The organism is Psittacicella hinzii (assembly GCF_003585885.1).
Classification (GTDB): Bacteria; Pseudomonadota; Gammaproteobacteria; order Enterobacterales; family Psittacicellaceae; genus Psittacicella.
Window position 1 is genome coordinate 1 of sequence record NZ_NRHC01000026.1, and the last position, 17,063, is coordinate 17,063.

Genomic DNA, 17,063 nt, shown 5'->3' on the forward strand with positions numbered 1-17,063 from the left:
GAGAGCTTATTTATTATTTAGATTTTTTTACAGGTCTTGACCAGTTAGTTTTTAATATAGTTTCTTTTTTATTAAGAACTAGGGCTTCAACCTCGACATCTTTGGATACCGTAGTACCTGCAGCAACTGTAACCCCATTGGCAATAGTTACAGGAGCAATTAACTGACTATCAGAGCCAATAAAGACATTATCACCGATAATTGTCTGGAATTTATTAGCACCATCGTAATTACAAGTAATTACACCAGCTCCTACGTTTACATTTTCACCAATGACACTGTCACCAAGGTAAGTTAAGTGATTAGCTTTAGATCCCTTACCTAAAGTTACATTTTTGGTTTCTACAAAGTTACCAACTTTAGCTTTGTCTTTAATAATAGAGTTTGGTCGTAAACGTGCATATGGTCCGATAGCACAACTAACTCCAACTTTAGAATTTTCAATAATGCTATATGGTTCTATAGTTGTATTGTCTCCAATTTCAGAATTCGAAATAATGGAACCATGACCAACTTTTACATTATTTCCTAGAATAACTTCACCATTGAATTGACAATTCTTTTCAATATGACAATCTTGACCAAATTCTAGATTGCCATTAAGTGAAATTGAGCTAGGTTCAATTGAATCAAGAATTAGACCTTTTTCTGTATATTCTTTAATCTTAAGTTGGTGATAATAATCATTTAGTTGTGCTAACTGATATTTGGTATTAGCTGATGAAACTTCACGATAATCAGTGGTTACAGAAGTTATAATCTGCCCTTGCTGATAAGCTAAACGAATAATGTCTGTTAGATAATACTCGTTTTGTGCATTGTTATTGTCAACTAAATTAAGTAACTGCTTTAGATTTAAAGAGTTTACTAGCATAATGCCAGGATAAATTTCTTTAACTTGACGTTCAGCTTCAGAAGCATCCTTTTCTTCTACAATAGCCTTAATATTGTTTTGTTCATCTCTAATTACTCTACCATATCCGTAAGGATTGTCTAGTACAGTTGTCATTAAGACAATGTCAGCTCCTGCTTCGTATTTAGAAAATAGCTTTTCAATGGTAGACGATTGAATTAAAGGGTTGTCAGAGAATAATACTAAGGTGGGTAGATCAGCATTAATTAAATCAGCTGCTACTTTTGTAGCATGCGCAGTGCCTAGCTGTTGCTCTTGTAGCGCCCAAATTAAATTATTACGATCTTTAAGATGTTCTTGAATTACATCACCTTTATAGCCGTAAACTATATAGTTATTTACAGGTGATAATTTATCAATTTGATCAAGAACATGCTTAATCATAGATTTTCCTGCAACTTTGTGCATAATTTTAAGAACATCACTTTTCATGCGAGTTCCAGCACCAGCTGCTAGTACTATGCTTAAAAATTTGTTATTTTCTTGTGTCATAGGATGATAAATGTAAACGAACCATTAAGCTTAAATGCCTAATGGTTCGTAGTAGTTAAATTATAATAAGTTTTTTACTTCAGTTACAGCTTGATTAAAATCTACTGCATTGGTAATTTCTGAAGATAGTTCAACATATTTAACATTTAACTCTTTATCTAGAACTACAACTGCACGCGCAGCTAAACCTGCTAAAGGACCTTCAGCTAGTTTAAGACCAAGATCTTCTAATGTTTGAGGGAAACGGAAAGTTGATACAGTTTCAACATTATTTAAACCTTCAGCAGCACAAAAACGTCCAGAAGCAAATGGTAAGTCTGCTGATAAGCATAATACTTTAGTGTTTTCTAGATTATTTAAAATAGCATTAAACTCTCTTACAGACATAGCACACACGCCAGTGTCAACAGAAGGGAAAATATTTAATACAACCACTTGACCAGCATAGTCAGCTAATGATTCATCTTCTAAATCTTTAGTAGTAAACTTTAAAGTAGATAAGTTGTCGCCTACTTTTACTAAGTTCTCACCTGCTAATTTTACAGGATTACCTTGGAAAGTTACAGTTGTCATTTTTGTCCTTATAATATTAGAAACTTACTAGTATTATTATACTTTAATTTTTGAAAATTTCTATAAGCAAATAAAAAAGCTTGCAAATAAATGCAAGCTTTTTTTAAAGTTAATAAAAAATTAACGTTTAGAGTATTGTACACTTTTACGTGCTTTAGTTTTACCAACTTTCTTACGTTCAACTTTACGAGCATCACGAGTAACGAAACCAGCAGAACGTAAATCTTTACGGAACTCTGAATCGTACTCCATTAAAGCACGAGTTAAACCTAAACGAACAGCACCAGCTTGACCTGAAATACCGCCACCTTTAACTGTTACGTATAAGTCAAATTTATCTGATAAGTTTAAAAGTTCTAAAGGTTGTTTAACTACCATTACTGATGTTTCACGACCGAAGTACGCTTCTACATCACGGTTGTTAACAGTAATTTTACCAGTACCAGCTCTTAAGAAAACACGAGCTGAAGAACTTTTACGACGACCTGTACCGTAGTATTGTTTTTCTGACATCTAATCTATTCCTCTATTAAAGTTCAACTGCTTTTGGATTTTGAGCAACGTGTGCGTGTTCAGCTCCAGCGTAAACTTTTAGTTTGCGGAACATTTGACGACCAAGTGGACCTTTCGGTAACATACCTTTAACAGCGATTTCGATTGCTGCTAATGGGTTACGTACTTGAAGCTCTGCAAAAGTAGCTTGTTTAATACCGCCTGGGAAACCAGAGTGGTGGTAATAGATTTTATCGTCAGTTTTGTTACCAGTTACTTTAATTTTAGAAGCATTGATAACAACGATATAGTCACCTGTATCAACGTGTGGAGTGTATTCAGGTTTATGTTTACCACGTAAACGTGATGCGATTTCTGTAGCTAGACGACCTAAAGTTTTACCTTCAGCATCAACTAATAGCCATTCGCGTTTAACTTCTTGTGGCTTTGCAACAAAAGTTTTCATGTAATTAATTTCCAAATTAAAATTTAACCTTGATTAGTAAATAAATAGAACTTAACCATAATCAACTACGACCATTAGAAAAATTCCTGATTAAAAACTAATCTGATTAGGAAAATATCCTAATCCGCCATTGGTGGGAAAACCAGATGCAATAAGGTTACAAAGGATTATAACAAAAAAATCTATACTTTGCAGAATTAAAATAGCATTCTGCATAAAAATTGGATCCATGTATAACATGAATCCTAAAATACTGTGTAATTATATAATAACTTAAATTAATTTTCAAGTTAATCTACTAATTTTATCTCTTGTTTTACAGTAAAGAATTGAGAGATTTCTTTAATATCATCTTCAGTTAATGTACCTGAAAGAATTTTTTGTTGCACTACTGCAGTAATATAATCAAATTTAGCATTTGTTAAATTTTGCTCAACAGTATAAAGTTGGTTAACGCTATTGATTAAAGTAGTTATTGAAGCAGTACCAGCTCTATAAGCAGCTTGAGTAGAGTTATAAGCTTTTCTTGCAGAAGCTAAAGAATCTCTATAAGTTCTGATGATGTCTTCATCGTAACTGATAGTTTTTAAGTTAGTGGTGAAATTATTTTTAGTTTCTAAATACGTTTGATCATAGCTATATGCTGATTGAGTATATAGAGATTTATAGTATTTACTATTATTGTAAATTTGACCACCTTGGAAAATAGGTACTGTTAAGGTAATACCAACTTGAAGTCTATCTAAGCGGTGTGCAGCTCCCCAATTTCTTTCACCATATTGTACGGTATTAGAACTACTATTACCTAATGAAGCAGATAATGATAATGTAGGAAGATATGCTGCTACAGCAACTTTGTGATTAAGACGAGCTAATTCTTTAGTCATTGCTAAAGATTTTAGTGTTAGGTTGTTATTGATGTCATTAACGTCTTTTGAGTAATTTAATCTCGGTGTATTATCACCTAAAGTATAAAACTCATCTAATGAAGTCTCTTGACCAACAACTAAACTAAAATTAGATAATGCTGTTTCTAAACTAGCTTTGCTTTGAATATATGTAGCTCTTGCAGAGTTCAGGTTTGAGCTAGCAGTATCTAAATCAGCTGCAGAAACTAAACCAGCATTAAAACGAGTTGAAGTTGACTTATAAACTTGCTCGTAATATTTAACGTTATTTTCAGAAATGATCAGATTAGCATTTGCAGTTAAAACAGCAACATAACGAGTAATAACTCGATTAATTAAGTCTTGTTTAGCTGTAATATATGTGATCTCAGCTTGTCGTTTTGTTTTACTTGCCACATCTAATGAATAGAATGCTGACATGCTAAAAATATTTTGACTTAAAGAGATACTTACAGTTGAAAGATAACTTTGTAAGTTTCTATCAGCAGAAAGATTTCTGTTTAGAGACCAATTGTAGTTAAAACCTACAGTTGGAAGAACATTTGCATAGTTAGTATTTGCATTGGCAATAGAGCCTTCAAGAACAGCTTTTGCGCTCTGATATGTAATATCGTTTGTTAATGCTAAGTTGTAAGATTCTTCAAGGGTTAGTGAAGAAGCATTAGTGGCAAATAACAAGGCAAGAGAGCTTGCTAAAGTTGCTAATCTAAATTTTTTCATTTATTTTTTTACCTTCCATGTATATCCATTTAAACCGTCTTCGACCACAACATTTAAGCGGTTTAATTCATCACGAACAGCATCTGCTGTTGACCAATCTTTTTCTTCTCTTGCTTTAGCACGTTTGGCAATTAATTCTTCAATATAAGAAGGATCTACTTCTAAATCGTCTGTATTTTTAAAGAATTGTTCTGTTGTTTTGTAGAAAATACCAAATACATTACCTAAAGCTCTTAAAGTATTTGCTAGATTAATTTGTTTTGATTGGTCTTTTTCTATGTTTATAGCTGTTACTAATTCAAAAAGTACAGCTATAGCTTCTGGAGCATTGAAATCATCATTCATTGCTTCAACAAACTTATCAACATAAAGATCGCACTTAAACTCCTCTTTTAGAGTTTTTGCAGTGTAAGATTTCTCAAGGACTTTATCGCTATTATTTTTTAAAGCAGTATAAAGTCTCTCAAGAGACTTAGTTGCTATCTCAATATTTTCAGTAGTATAGTTTAAATCTGAGCGGTATTGTGCACTAGCTAAGAAAAATCTAACTGCTTCAGTATCGTATTTTTCTAATAAAGTTCTTGCTGTAAAGAAGTTGTTTAATGATTTTGACATTTTCTCTTTGTCAATCATTACCATTCCACTGTGTAGCCAGTAATTAGCAAATTTATCTTCTGTTGCACAGCAAGATTGTGCTCTTTCATTTTCATGATGAGGGAACATTAAGTCGTTGCCACCGCCATGAATATCAAAGTTAGACCCTAAGAACTTATTATTCATTGCAGAGCATTCAATATGCCAACCAGGTCTACCTTTGCCCCAAGGTGAATCCCACATTGGCTCACCTGGTTTAGCTTGTTTCCAAAGAACAAAGTCTAAACTTGATAACTTGTTTTGTGAGATCTCTGTACGTGTACCTGTCTGCAATTGTTCAAGAACTTGGCGAGATAGTTGGCCATAATCTGCGTATTTGTCTACACGGAATAAAAGATCACCATCTGAATTTTGATAAGTGTAGCCTTTATCTTGAAGTTCTAAACAAATATTGATGATTTCTGGAATTACTTGACTTGCACGAGGTTCAACATCAGGTCTTAGTACGTTAAGGGTGTCTAAATCCTTGTGCATTTCTGCAATCATACGCTCAGTTAAATTTTCAAAAGTTTCCTTGTTTTCATTTGCGCGTTTAATGATCTTATCATCAATATCGGTAATATTACGCACAAATGTAACATCATAACCAGCAAAGCGCAGATAGCGGTTAATTACGTCAAAAGATACAAAAGTACGAGCATTACCTGTGTGAATTAAATCATAAACAGTTGCTCCACATACATACATTCCAATTTTCCCAGGAATGATAGGTTTAAAAACTTCTTTACTGCGTGAAAAACTATTAAATACTTTTAATTCTGACATAATTGAAAAAATGCTAGCAAATCTAATTGCTTTCGTTAATTATAATTAAAAACTTGTATTTTTAAAGCTCCAAAGTATTGAAAAAAGGTCATTCATCTTGGAGTATTTTAAGAGAACTCGGTATTATTGAGTATTCAATCAATTATTATACTTAAAAAGTCAATTTTTTCATAATTTTCTCTTGCGAAAAAATATTCTTTTACCGCTATCTTCATGTAAAAAGATAGAAGTAAAAATGCAATTCTTGAGCTTTAACTTTTATAGATAACGAGAAAGAATGGTATAATAGAACAAAAAATTTTTACAAGGATAATTTTATGACAGAAAACCCAAGAGTTTTATTAAAAACTAATTTTGGTGATTTAGAAGTTGAGCTATTTGAAGAATTAGCTCCAATTACAGTGGCAAATTTTTTACGCTATGTTGACGAAGGCTTCTATGATAACGTTCTATTCCACCGTCTAGTTAAAAACTTTGTAATCCAAGGTGGTGGCTATGATTTAGATTTTAATCACAAAGATGGTTTTGCTCCTATTGTGAATGAATCAACTAATGGCTTATCAAACGTTCCATATACTTTATCAATGGCTAGAACAAGTGCACCAAATTCAGCAACTTCACAATTCTTTATTAACTTAGTAGATAACTCTGCTCATTTAGATGCTAAGGTTACTGAGTCTGGAGAAGTGCAATCTTGGGGCTATGCTGTTTTTGGTAGATTAACAAGTGGCTTTAAAGAATTAGAAGCTATCGCAGGGAAAAAAGTAAGAGAAATGGATATCCCTGTTGAGAATCTATTTATTGAAAGCGCGAAAAGAATTAACTAAAAATTATAGGGAGAGCCTTAGTAAATTGTACTAAGGCTCTAGTATTATTTAACTATGTCGCATCAGAAAAAAAGACATCTTTCATTAAAGCAACAACAAAACATTAATAAGCATAGACAGAAGCTTATAGCAAGAAGATCGAATCAACGTCTTTCGGATATGAAGCATCTTGAGGAAGAGCTACTGTCTCAGCAAGGTGACCAGTTAGAGACCTATAAGGGCATAGTTATTAGTCGTTATGGTAAGTCAGCTGATGTAATGCTTTTAGATGAAGGTAAATTCACTCAAGAGCATAAGCGTTGCTTTATGAAAGCATCATTAGATGATTTAGTTGTAGGTGACTATGTTTACTTTCATGATATAAATGATGAGCAAAGTTTCATAGTTGAGAAAGAAGATAGAAGTAACCTGATCACGCGCTACTACTTTAATAAGGCGCGTAACATAGTTGCAAATGTTAGCACTATGATTATTACTTCTTCTATAAACCCAACTCTAAATACTGAAATTATAGATAGATATCTAATAGTTGCTGAAAATAATGGAGTTAGACCATTAATTCTAATCAATAAAGTAGATTTACTTGAAACTGAAGAGGATAAACAAATAGTAGAAGATATTATCCAGTATTACAATAATTTAGGATATAAAACCTTAGCAGTTTCGGTAAAAGATAAGTTAAATATTGATTTAATCAGAGAGCAATTAGATCGAGGTTTACATATTTTAGTAGGACAAACAGGGGTAGGGAAATCATCATTAATTAATGCCATTTTTAATCAAGAACTAATGACGGTTGGCGAAATTAATTATGATACTAAATTAGGTAAGCATACAACTACAACATCTCGATTATTTAAACTAAATGATTATAGTGCTTTAATAGACAGCCCTGGAATTAGAGAATTTAGTTTAGATAACTATAATGAAACTCAATTATTAAGAGGTTACAAAGAGCTACACGATAGTGAATACACTTGTCGCTTTTCAGATTGTAACCACAATAACAACTTAGGTTGTGGGATCATAAAATTAAAAGAAGATAATAAAATTTCTGAATTTCGCTATCAAAACCTAAGAAATCTTTTACAACAGCTAAAAGAAAGCTAAAAAGTTTTAAAAATAAACGTTATAAATAGTATAATGTTAGCGAAGTTTTGCTATTTTACGTATTAAACCTTAATTTACTCTAAATAATAATTAATAGATGTAATAGTCTACTTTATTGTGACTTTGTGTTTAATACAACAATTTTCCTAAAATTTAAGCATTTAGCTTAAGTATTCATTTAACCTTTTTAAAAACGGGATTTAATATGACTGTTAGCAAAGATTTAATCATCACTGCACCACATGGTATTCACATGCGTCCAGCAACAGCGTTTGCTAAAGCAGCAAAAGAATTCGAATCAAAAGTTACTATTACTGCAGCAGGTGAAACTGTAAGTGCAAAAAGCCCTGTTAAAATTATTAGTTTAAATTTAGCTAAAGATACTGCTATTACTTTAACATGTGATGGTGCTGATGAAGAAAAAGCATTAGAAACTTTATCAGCTTTAATTAACACTTTAGAGTAATTCAATAATTTTTAGGAGTTTATACTACCATGATTAAAGGTATTCTTGCTTCACCTGGTGTAGCATATGCTAAAGCTTTAGTTTTAAAAGAAGAAGAAATTGTAATTAATTCAGCTAATATCTCTGAAGATCAAGTAGAAGCTGAAAAACAAAGATTCTTCGAAGCTAGAGGTAAAGCGGTTGAGCAAATTCAACGCATTAAAGAAAGAGCTGAAGCTACTTTAGGTAAAGAAAAAGCAGAAATCTTCGAAGGTCATTTAATGATTTTAGAAGATGAGGAAATTGAAGAAGAAGTATTATCTTTAATTGAAGATGATCTTATTACTGCAGACAATGCTGCTAATCAAGTTTTAAATCAACATATTGAAATCTTTTCAAAATTAGAAGATGAATATATGCGTGAACGTGCTGCCGATATTAAAGATATTGGTAAACGTTTATTAAAAAATATTCTTGGTTTAAATATTATTGATCTAACAGCGATCTCAGAAGAAGTTGTAGTTGTAGCTTATGACTTAACACCTTCTGAAACTGCACAATTACCTTTAGATAAAGTTAAAGGTTTTATTACCGATATCGGTGGTAGAACAAGTCACTCTTCAATTATGGCTCGTTCTTTAGAGATCCCTGCAATCGTTGGTACTAATAATATTACTTCTTTAGTAAAACAAGGCGATTTAATCATTCTTGACGCTGTAAATAATGCTGTATATGTTAACCCTGATGAAGATCAAGTTAAAAACTTTAAAGCATTAGAAGAAGATTTAATTCGTAAAAAAGAAGAATTAGCTCAATTAAAAGACTTACCAGCAGTAACTTTAGATGGTGTTAAATTTGATGTTGCTGCTAACATTGGTACTTTAAGAGACTGTGATCCTGCATTAAATAATGGTGCAGAAGCTATCGGTTTATACCGTACAGAGTTCTTATTCATGGATAGAGATGTATTCCCTAATGAAGAAGAACAATATGAAGCATACCGTGATGTAGTTAAGAAAATGGATGGTCGTTTAGTGATTATCCGTACTATGGACATCGGTGGTGATAAAGATCTTCCATATATGGAATTACCTAAAGAATTAAATCCATTCTTAGGTTACCGTGCTGTACGTATTGGTTTAGATCGTAGAGACATCTTTAAACAACAATTACGCGCAATCTTACGTGCTTCACAACACGGTAAAGTTGGTGTAATGTTCCCTATGATCATTAAAGTATCTGAGCTTCGTGAAATTAACAAAATCATTGAAGAGTGTAAAGCTGAATTAGTAGAACGCGGTATTGAAAATAAATTCAACCTACAAGTTGGTGTGATGGTTGAAACACCTGCTTCTGCAATTATTGCTGACTTATTAGCTAGAGAAGTTGATTTCTTCTCTATCGGTACTAATGACTTAACGCAATATACGTTAGCAGTTGACCGTGGTAATGAACTTATCTCAGATTTATACGACCCATTCAGTCCTTCTGTTTTACGTTTAATCCAAAATACAATCAATGCTTCACACATTGAACGTAAATGGACTGGTATGTGTGGTGAATTAGCAGGCGATGAGCTGGCTACTCCATTACTAGTAGGTATGGGCTTAGATGAGTTCTCTATGAGTGCTATCTCTATTCCAAAAGTTAAAAGTATCATTCGTCAATTAAGATACAGCGAATGTAAGACTTTAGTGGCTCAATGTTTAACTATGACTTCTTCTCGTGCTATTAAAAAACGAGTACAGGATTTCTTAGCTAACAGAGGCATTATTTAATAGGACTTAGTTTATGGGTTTATTAAAAGCTATCTTTGATTTTTTCAATAAACCAAATGAAACAACGGTCACTGTTTATGCACCTTTGAGCGGTGAGGTTCTAGCTATAGAAGATGTTTCAGATATTGTTTTCTCGGATTTAATTTTGGGAGATGGTATCGCTATAAAACCTGATTTAGAGCAAAAATATGTAGTTTCTCCTGTTGATGGGACAGTTGTACAATTGTACCAAACTCAGCATGCAGTTATGCTCTCAACTCCTCCTGGTTTAAACATCTTTATTCACGTTGGTTTTAATACTTTTACTTTAAGAGGACAATGCTTTAATTCATTAGTAGCTCTTGATCAAAAGGTCAAGTTAACTGAAGCATTACTTGAAGTAGATTTTAATTTAATCGCAGCTAAAAATTTAGAAACTGTTACGCCTATAGTTGTAAGCAACTTAAATGATAAGTTTGAAATTGTGGAAAAATTATCTGCGGGTGCACGTGTTGAAGCTGGAATAACACCTATCTATAAAATAAAATTTAAACGATAAAAAAATACCTCTCTTGTTTAAGCAAGAGAGGTATTTTTTTATACAAGTTGAAGAAACTTGAACTTATAAGATTTATCGTCACGAATATCACGTAAGCGATTAGAAAGAATAGTAACTGCTTTATTACGAATTAAAAATAATTCTGAACAATGTACCTCAATATGATTTTCGAGTAATCGTTCATATGGAATTTCAAACTCAACTATATTTTCTTCTTCATATTCTTCAATTTCTTCTGGTAATCTGTCTAATTCAAAAAAGTAAAAATCAGCATCTAGATTAAAATGCTTTCTTACTCTTCTGTTTTTATGAATTTGGTATAAAGGGAAATCATCACCTTCAGAAAAGAAATATGGTGGATCGTACACTGGGTTAAATTCCAATAAATTAGACATGTAAGTAATTTCAGTATCCTTTGCTGTCCCTATCTCATTGTGAGCTTGGGCAGTCAGGCTCAAGAAATTTTTATCATGATCTAATGAATAATCATTTTGATCTAAAACTAAGTTTCTTACTTTTTGTAGTTGGTAATCATACCAATGTGAAACTTCATGCACTAAAGTTTTAGTAAATAATCCCCAACCTTTATATACAAGGTACTGCCAATTCAATGAAAGAATTGTAATCTCTTTTTCATAAGTGTTATTGCGTTTTTGTCTACTGCTCGTTGAATTAGAAGACATAACAATCGAACGATAAGGAATAATTGTAAAAGATCCTGCTTCGTTAGCACAATCAGCATAAGTTACGATAGGATAAACGATTGCGAATTGTTGTAGCTGCGAAATTTTTCTTTTGAAAAAAGATATTAGACGCTTCACGTCATTCTTCGAATTGTCAATAAACTGAATAAATGCTAAATTTTTGTACTCAGCATTTAAATTATTAAACTCCTTATCCTGCGCCAATATTTCTTCGTCAAACGTTAATAAATCATGATGTTTCATAAATGATTTTAAATTTGATAGATCATTATTGAATGATCGAACAAAATCTTCAATGTAAACAAAGTACTTATTAGGATTGCTTAGATCGCGATAGATATGGAAAAAATATTTTTGATAAAAAAGTTCGTTAGTTATTTGTATAGCTTGACGACGTTCCTTTTCACTTGCAAGGTAGGAGTTTTTATCGTAAGAAGAGCCTAGACCACAATAATTTAAATCAAAGATATGATAATAGTCATAATCAATCACTGTTTCAATAAAGTCAGCTAAGTAGTGCTTATTTTCTAGTAACTGATAAAGAGTAGATTTTATTGCAAAATAACGTATGTTAGCATTAATTTCATCCTCAATAAAATACTGATACTTTGTTAAGTAGTATCTAAAGATGTTGATGAGGAGAAAAGCTTGCTCTTCTTCAGTTTTAGGATTTATTCTTTGATTTAAGATTTGATCAAGTATTTTATATTGCGCAGGGTTTAACTTATCAACAATATAATAGTCCTCGATAAAGAACATAAATTCCTGTAGGTTTTTAAAATTTTTATCGAGAAAGATATCGCGATAGTATTCTACTGTTTCACAGTATAGTTTTTCATCTTTAGGCTTAAGCGGATTATTTAGATCATAAGTGAAGTCATTTGTAAGCATTTCATATTGGTTATTGAAATACTTATCAATTAAAGCAATGTCATCACTATAGGCTAATAAGAAAGCTAAATAATTTGCATGATCAAATTTATTTAATAGTTTAGGTGTTTGATAACCAACTGGTTTAAAATTGTTAGTTGTTAAAGTAAAGATATCCCCTTCAACTAAGTGATTGTATAATGCACATTGTTTTATGTAATCTTTTAGCAGATACGTATATACAAGGTTGCTGGGGAGGATACTCTTATATATAAAGTTCATGTATGCTTAGATAATTATAAAGTTAAAAAGTTGTTAGGAATTTGGTTCAGGAAATATTTCTACTAATATGAAGGAACCTATTTGTAATGGATCCTTGAAGTAGAAAAAATACTATATTTCATCATATAACCATAAGCTGATTGTGCGAAATATAAAACCAAATCTGTAAGATTGCGTGGAGTTTTTACTCTATATTTTAGGGGGAAATTAAGTAATGTTAAATATTTACAAAATACTATTTTTCCTTTGAAAGGAGTAGAAGATTAACTCTAACTTCAAAAATTAAAGATTTATATTTATTTTATAAGAACTTGTAAAGGATAATGTAATAAATTATTAAAAAGTGGTCAAATTACCATTTTTTAGTTGAAACTATAAAAATTTGTTAGTATACTTTAGTCGGATATATTTTTAGGATGGTTCCCTAAAATCTCATTTACTTACCAAAATTCACATTTTGGGAGTAACATGTTTTATTTAACGCTAGTAGCCTTTGTTTTAATTCTAGCTATAATTTATCTTGTCTTCAAAAAGACTAATAAACTCGGTTGGACAGTATTATTATCTTTAATTCTAGGTCTAATTTTTGGTTTAGCAATTAAAGGTCTAGATTTAGCAGAGCTATCGCACGTATTAGAGTGGATTGGTATTGTAGGAACTGGTTATGTTCGTTTATTACAAATGATTGTAATGCCACTAGTTTTTATTTCAATCCTCTCAGCTATTACTAAAATCGATCAAGCTAGCAAGCTAGGTAGAATTAGTTTTAGCGTTTTAGCAATTCTTCTTATAACAACAGCTATAGCGGCATTAATCGGTATATTATTAGTGAATCTATTCCATCTAAGTTCAGATGGTTTAGTAGCTGGTAGTAGTGAGTTAGCTGCGCAAAGTCGTGTAGCTGAAAGAGCAACAAGAGTAGAGAACTTAACAGTTCCAGGAATAATTCTTTCATTTATTCCAACTAATCCTTTTGCTGATTTAACAGGAAGTAGATCAACGTCTATTATTGCAGTAGTTATTTTCTCTGCTTTCTTAGGTGTTGCTGCTTTGAGCTTAAAGAAAGAAGAAAAAGATCTTGGTGATAGAATTGCAAGCGGAGTAGAAGCTTTAAATAAATTAATCATGCGTGTTGTCCGTTTTGTAATTAGATTAACTCCTTACGGGGTATTTGCTCTAATTATTAAAATGGCAGCTACAACTGTTAATTTAATGCCGCTATTTAATTTCTTAATAGCTTCATATATAGCTATCTTTTTAATGTTCATTGTACATGGTATTATTTTAGGTTTAAACAAAATAAACCCGTTTAGCTATTACAAAAGAGCATTCCCTGCTTTAGCTTTTGCTTTTACATCCAGATCAAGCGCTGCGTCAATTCCGTTAAATATAGAAACGCAAGTTGAAAAATTAGGCAATAATTCTGTAATTGCGAATTTTTCAGCTACTTTTGGAGCAACTATTGGGCAAAATGGTTGTGCAGGTATTTACCCTGCAATGCTAGCTGCTATGGTAGCTCCTACTTTAGGAATTGATCCTATGTCAATTTCATTTATTGGTTCTGTAGTGTTAATTGCTGCTTTAGCATCTTTTGGTATTGCTGGAGTAGGGGGTGGAGCTACTTTTGCTTCTATTGTTGTACTTTCAACATTAGGTTTCCCTTTAGAATTAGTTGGTTTACTAATCTCTATCGAACCTATTATTGATATGGGTAGAACAGCCTTAAATGTTAACGGCGCAATGACAGCAGGAACTATTAGCAGTAAATGGATTTATAAAACTAATATTCCTAATTAATTAAATTAAAGCTATGACTGCTTAAGTCATAGCTTTTCCTATATTAATTCTCACGTATGATATAATAAAAGAACCTATCTTTAATTTTGTTCTTTTAGATCTTTTACAAAAATTATGACACAATTAACTTTACGCGGTTATTTAAATAACCCTGGTATGAAAGTTGCGATTATCATCGCTGAATTTAACGAATTTATTACTAACTCATTATTAAATGGTGCTTTAGAAACTTTAAAATATTCAGGCAATGTCGCAGAAAGTGATATTACAGTAGTTAGGGTTCCAGGCGCTTATGAGATTCCATTTGTTGCTAAACAATTAGCACAAAAGAAACAATATGACGCAATCATAACTTTAGGGGCAGTTATTCGTGGTGCTACTCCTCACTTTGATTATGTTTGTGGACCTATGTCATCACAAATTATGAGTGTTTCTTTAGAAACAAACACTCCTATCTCTTTTGGTGTTTTAACTACTAATACTATTGAAGAAGCGATTGAACGTTGTGGTACTAAAGCAGGTAACAAAGGTATCGACGCGGCTAATGTAGCATTACAAATGTACAACTTAGCACAACAAATTTCTAAATAGTATTGAGGTATTAATGTCATCATTTGTTAATTCAAAACGTAGAGTAGCTCGTTTAGCTGCTGTACAGAGTCTATACTCTTGGGCTTTAAATCCTCTACCACCTCAAGACGTAGTTTATCAGTTTGTAGCTTTCCATGCTGAAAGCCAATCTGATCTACCAATTGATCTTGACTACTACCGTCAACTATTTTTTCACACAGTGAGCAATATTAAATACGTTGATAGTAAAATTGCACAGTTTTCATCAAGAGACCTTAATAATCTTGATCCAATTGTCCTTGCTATCTTACGTATTGCAACTTGTGAAATTGTTACTAAGATTTCTATCGCTCCTGTAGCTATCAATGAAGCGGTTGAAATTGCAAAAGCGATTGCAGGAACAGGTTCTTATGCTTTTGTTAACTCAATTCTAGATAAGGTTAAACTTGCTGAAGATGATGCTAGCAAGAGTGAAAATTTTGAGCCTAATGATGATAACGATGTAAATATTTAAAAATACTATGTCTTATTTTATAATTGGCTCAAACTATGAACTAGCAGATACTAGTTTTAGTTCAAAAGTGGCTTTTTCTAATGAAAAGATGACACAACTACATCATGAGCTACTTGCTTATGGTTTAGCCGATTGTGCCCTAATCATTTCAACTTGCAATCGTTCCGAAGTTTTAGTTTATAAAAAAGAAACTAATAATCTTGATGAATGGACAGATGCCATTACTAAGCTAGTATTAGCTATTCATCAGCTTGATACAAGTTATTTAGATAAATTCTACCTAAAGGCAGAACTTGACGCCATTTCACATTTATTTAGAGTAGCTTGTGGTTTGGATAGTCTAGTGTTAGGTGAACCACAGATTACTGGGCAAATAAAAGATGCTATGGCTTTTACTGAACAGTTTTACCAAGTAGGTAAAATTCGTATACCATCAGAATTTTACAAGTTAATAGATGAAACTTTTGCTTGTGCTAAAGAAGTGAGAACTAAAACTTCTATTGGTAAATATGCTGTATCTATAGCATATATGGCTTGTAAAATTGCACGTAATGAGCTACCTAGCTCTACACAAAAGAATAAAATTCTTTTAGTAGGTGCTTCACAAACTAACCTACTTTTAGCTAGACATTTAGTTAGAAATGGTTTAACTAATATAGTAGTCATAAACCGTAGTTTAGAGAACGCTAAAAAATTTACAGAATCATTGGGAGTTGGAGAATACTATGGGCTTGAAAGTTTAACTCAGGCTTTAGAGGATGTTTCTCTAGTTTTTAGTTCAACTAGTTCTAATAACTTTATCCTTGATTATGATTTAGTAGAAAATTCTCAGGCTAAGAAAGGCTATCAAACTACTCTATTCTTCGATCTAGCAATACCTAATGATATCAATCCTACGATCACTGAAATAGCTGGAGTTAAGTTATATAATCGCGATAATCTACAATTAATGGTAGAGGGAAATAAAAATAAAAGATCCTTAGCGGTATATGACTCATTGCCAATTATTAATAAGTATCTTCGTCGCTACTTGGAGCAAAATAGGATTCTCCAAGGGAATGATATCATTGTAAAATATCGTGAATCTATACACAACCATCGTCAGCAACTACTTAACGAAGCTAAACACGCAATAAGTAGAGGTGAGGATATTGATCAAGTATTAGAAAACTTGACGACATCGTTAACTAATAAGGTTTTACATACGCCAACTTTAATCTTATCCTCATTTATTCGACATGGACAAACCTGTGAGTTAAGTTCAATTCAAGATTTCATTGATAGAAGTGATAGAGAATCATTTGGTGAAATAATTGAAGAAACTTTAAATAAAGAAGTATTTAAAAATACTTGTTGTAAAGGTGATCAGTTTAAAGGTAGTTGTATTAAAAATACTACCTTAATAAAACAATCACATTTAAAAAGCATACTGCAATCAGACACTCAAACGAAAAAAGATATTTCTAAATATCCATTCCATTCTCAAGCAACAGAAGATAAAGATCTTAAAGGATTAGTTGTTCCTATGGATTTTGATAACTCTGTAAATCAAGAATTTAACATGCTTGTTAAGTTTTGCAATGAGAATAACTATGATAATGCAGTAGGTATTGTAGAATTTAAAAATAAAAAATAGCTGCATCTG

General features: G+C 32.0%; 16 protein-coding genes. 9 read left to right on the forward strand and 7 right to left on the reverse strand.

All coding sequences use genetic code 11. The features are described from left to right. Positions 1–13 precede the first annotated feature (13 nt). The 6 genes from glmU to cysS form a co-directional block, all read right to left on the reverse strand. On the reverse strand, positions 14–1,405 hold the full coding sequence (glmU, locus tag CKF54_RS02255; protein ID WP_119524664.1) for a bifunctional UDP-N-acetylglucosamine diphosphorylase/glucosamine-1-phosphate N-acetyltransferase GlmU: 1,392 nt from the start codon (positions 1,403–1,405) through the stop codon (positions 14–16). Positions 1,406–1,465: 60 nt separating this feature from the next. Further along, positions 1,466–1,978, reverse strand: coding sequence for a thiol peroxidase (gene tpx, locus CKF54_RS02260; protein WP_119524665.1), 513 nt, complete (start codon positions 1,976–1,978; stop codon positions 1,466–1,468). Between the two features lie 120 nt (positions 1,979–2,098). Then, positions 2,099–2,491 (reverse strand): 30S ribosomal protein S9, encoded by a 393-nt coding sequence (rpsI, locus tag CKF54_RS02265; protein ID WP_119524666.1) that lies wholly within the window; start codon positions 2,489–2,491, stop codon positions 2,099–2,101. A 16-nt stretch (positions 2,492–2,507) separates the two neighbouring features. After that, positions 2,508–2,936, reverse strand: coding sequence for a 50S ribosomal protein L13 (gene rplM, locus CKF54_RS02270; RefSeq protein ID WP_119524667.1), 429 nt, complete (start codon positions 2,934–2,936; stop codon positions 2,508–2,510). Positions 2,937–3,226: 290 nt separating this feature from the next. Next, complete coding sequence (locus CKF54_RS02275) at positions 3,227–4,564, reverse strand: TolC family protein (RefSeq protein WP_119524668.1); 1,338 nt, start codon at positions 4,562–4,564, stop codon at positions 3,227–3,229. Further along, positions 4,565–5,983, reverse strand: a complete 1,419-nt coding sequence (gene cysS, locus CKF54_RS02280; protein WP_119524669.1) for a cysteine--tRNA ligase — start codon at positions 5,981–5,983, stop codon at positions 4,565–4,567. Between the two features lie 317 nt (positions 5,984–6,300). Here cysS and CKF54_RS02285 point away from each other — a divergent pair, with 317 nt between their 5' ends. From CKF54_RS02285 to CKF54_RS02305, 5 genes are all read left to right on the forward strand, one after another. Then, entirely contained in the window at positions 6,301–6,810 is a 510-nt protein-coding gene (locus tag CKF54_RS02285) for a peptidylprolyl isomerase (RefSeq protein WP_119524670.1), read from the forward strand. Between the two features lie 54 nt (positions 6,811–6,864). Beyond that, the gene (gene rsgA, locus CKF54_RS02290; protein ID WP_119524671.1) at positions 6,865–7,920 is read left to right on the forward strand and encodes a ribosome small subunit-dependent GTPase A; all 1,056 of its coding nucleotides are present in this window, start codon (positions 6,865–6,867) and stop codon (positions 7,918–7,920) included. A 205-nt stretch (positions 7,921–8,125) separates the two neighbouring features. Further along, positions 8,126–8,386: an HPr family phosphocarrier protein gene (locus CKF54_RS02295; protein WP_119524672.1), complete on the forward strand. Its 261-nt coding sequence runs from the start codon at positions 8,126–8,128 to the stop codon at positions 8,384–8,386. Positions 8,387–8,415: 29 nt separating this feature from the next. Continuing rightward, positions 8,416–10,143, forward strand: coding sequence for a phosphoenolpyruvate-protein phosphotransferase PtsI (ptsI, locus tag CKF54_RS02300; RefSeq protein ID WP_119524673.1), 1,728 nt, complete (start codon positions 8,416–8,418; stop codon positions 10,141–10,143). Between the two features lie 13 nt (positions 10,144–10,156). Then, on the forward strand, positions 10,157–10,681 hold the full coding sequence (locus CKF54_RS02305; protein WP_119524674.1) for a PTS glucose transporter subunit IIA: 525 nt from the start codon (positions 10,157–10,159) through the stop codon (positions 10,679–10,681). Positions 10,682–10,719: 38 nt separating this feature from the next. On the opposite strand, the gene CKF54_RS02310 is transcribed toward CKF54_RS02305, so the two are convergent. Continuing rightward, a complete protein-coding gene (locus CKF54_RS02310; RefSeq protein WP_119524675.1) occupies positions 10,720–12,537 on the reverse strand; it encodes a hypothetical protein in 1,818 nt (605 codons plus the stop codon). Positions 12,538–13,005: 468 nt separating this feature from the next. On the opposite strand from CKF54_RS02310, the gene CKF54_RS02315 reads away from it, so the two are divergent. From CKF54_RS02315 to hemA, 4 genes are all read left to right on the forward strand, one after another. Beyond that, positions 13,006–14,334, forward strand: coding sequence for an L-cystine transporter (locus tag CKF54_RS02315; protein ID WP_119524676.1), 1,329 nt, complete (start codon positions 13,006–13,008; stop codon positions 14,332–14,334). Positions 14,335–14,448: 114 nt separating this feature from the next. Further along, positions 14,449–14,925 (forward strand): 6,7-dimethyl-8-ribityllumazine synthase, encoded by a 477-nt coding sequence (ribE, locus tag CKF54_RS02320; protein WP_119524677.1) that lies wholly within the window; start codon positions 14,449–14,451, stop codon positions 14,923–14,925. Positions 14,926–14,938: 13 nt separating this feature from the next. Continuing rightward, the gene (gene nusB, locus CKF54_RS02325; RefSeq protein WP_119524678.1) at positions 14,939–15,418 is read left to right on the forward strand and encodes a transcription antitermination factor NusB; all 480 of its coding nucleotides are present in this window, start codon (positions 14,939–14,941) and stop codon (positions 15,416–15,418) included. Between the two features lie 7 nt (positions 15,419–15,425). Beyond that, on the forward strand, positions 15,426–17,054 hold the full coding sequence (gene hemA, locus CKF54_RS02330) for a glutamyl-tRNA reductase (RefSeq protein ID WP_119524679.1): 1,629 nt from the start codon (positions 15,426–15,428) through the stop codon (positions 17,052–17,054). The last annotated feature ends 9 nt before the right edge of the window (positions 17,055–17,063 follow it).

Coding starts and splice junctions, on each gene's coding strand:
- rplM (WP_119524667.1), bottom strand. CDS start 2,936: ATGAAAACTTTTGTTGCAAAGCCACAAGAAGTTAAACGCGAATGGCTA.
- ptsI (WP_119524673.1), top strand. CDS start 8,416: ATGATTAAAGGTATTCTTGCTTCACCTGGTGTAGCATATGCTAAAGCT.
- CKF54_RS02275 (WP_119524668.1), bottom strand. CDS start 4,564: ATGAAAAAATTTAGATTAGCAACTTTAGCAAGCTCTCTTGCCTTGTTA.
- CKF54_RS02310 (WP_119524675.1), bottom strand. CDS start 12,537: ATGAACTTTATATATAAGAGTATCCTCCCCAGCAACCTTGTATATACG.
- tpx (WP_119524665.1), bottom strand. CDS start 1,978: ATGACAACTGTAACTTTCCAAGGTAATCCTGTAAAATTAGCAGGTGAG.
- cysS (WP_119524669.1), bottom strand. CDS start 5,983: ATGTCAGAATTAAAAGTATTTAATAGTTTTTCACGCAGTAAAGAAGTT.
- rsgA (WP_119524671.1), top strand. CDS start 6,865: ATGTCGCATCAGAAAAAAAGACATCTTTCATTAAAGCAACAACAAAAC.
- glmU (WP_119524664.1), bottom strand. CDS start 1,405: ATGACACAAGAAAATAACAAATTTTTAAGCATAGTACTAGCAGCTGGT.
- rpsI (WP_119524666.1), bottom strand. CDS start 2,491: ATGTCAGAAAAACAATACTACGGTACAGGTCGTCGTAAAAGTTCTTCA.
- CKF54_RS02295 (WP_119524672.1), top strand. CDS start 8,126: ATGACTGTTAGCAAAGATTTAATCATCACTGCACCACATGGTATTCAC.
- CKF54_RS02285 (WP_119524670.1), top strand. CDS start 6,301: ATGACAGAAAACCCAAGAGTTTTATTAAAAACTAATTTTGGTGATTTA.
- CKF54_RS02315 (WP_119524676.1), top strand. CDS start 13,006: ATGTTTTATTTAACGCTAGTAGCCTTTGTTTTAATTCTAGCTATAATT.
- hemA (WP_119524679.1), top strand. CDS start 15,426: ATGTCTTATTTTATAATTGGCTCAAACTATGAACTAGCAGATACTAGT.
- nusB (WP_119524678.1), top strand. CDS start 14,939: ATGTCATCATTTGTTAATTCAAAACGTAGAGTAGCTCGTTTAGCTGCT.
- ribE (WP_119524677.1), top strand. CDS start 14,449: ATGACACAATTAACTTTACGCGGTTATTTAAATAACCCTGGTATGAAA.
- CKF54_RS02305 (WP_119524674.1), top strand. CDS start 10,157: ATGGGTTTATTAAAAGCTATCTTTGATTTTTTCAATAAACCAAATGAA.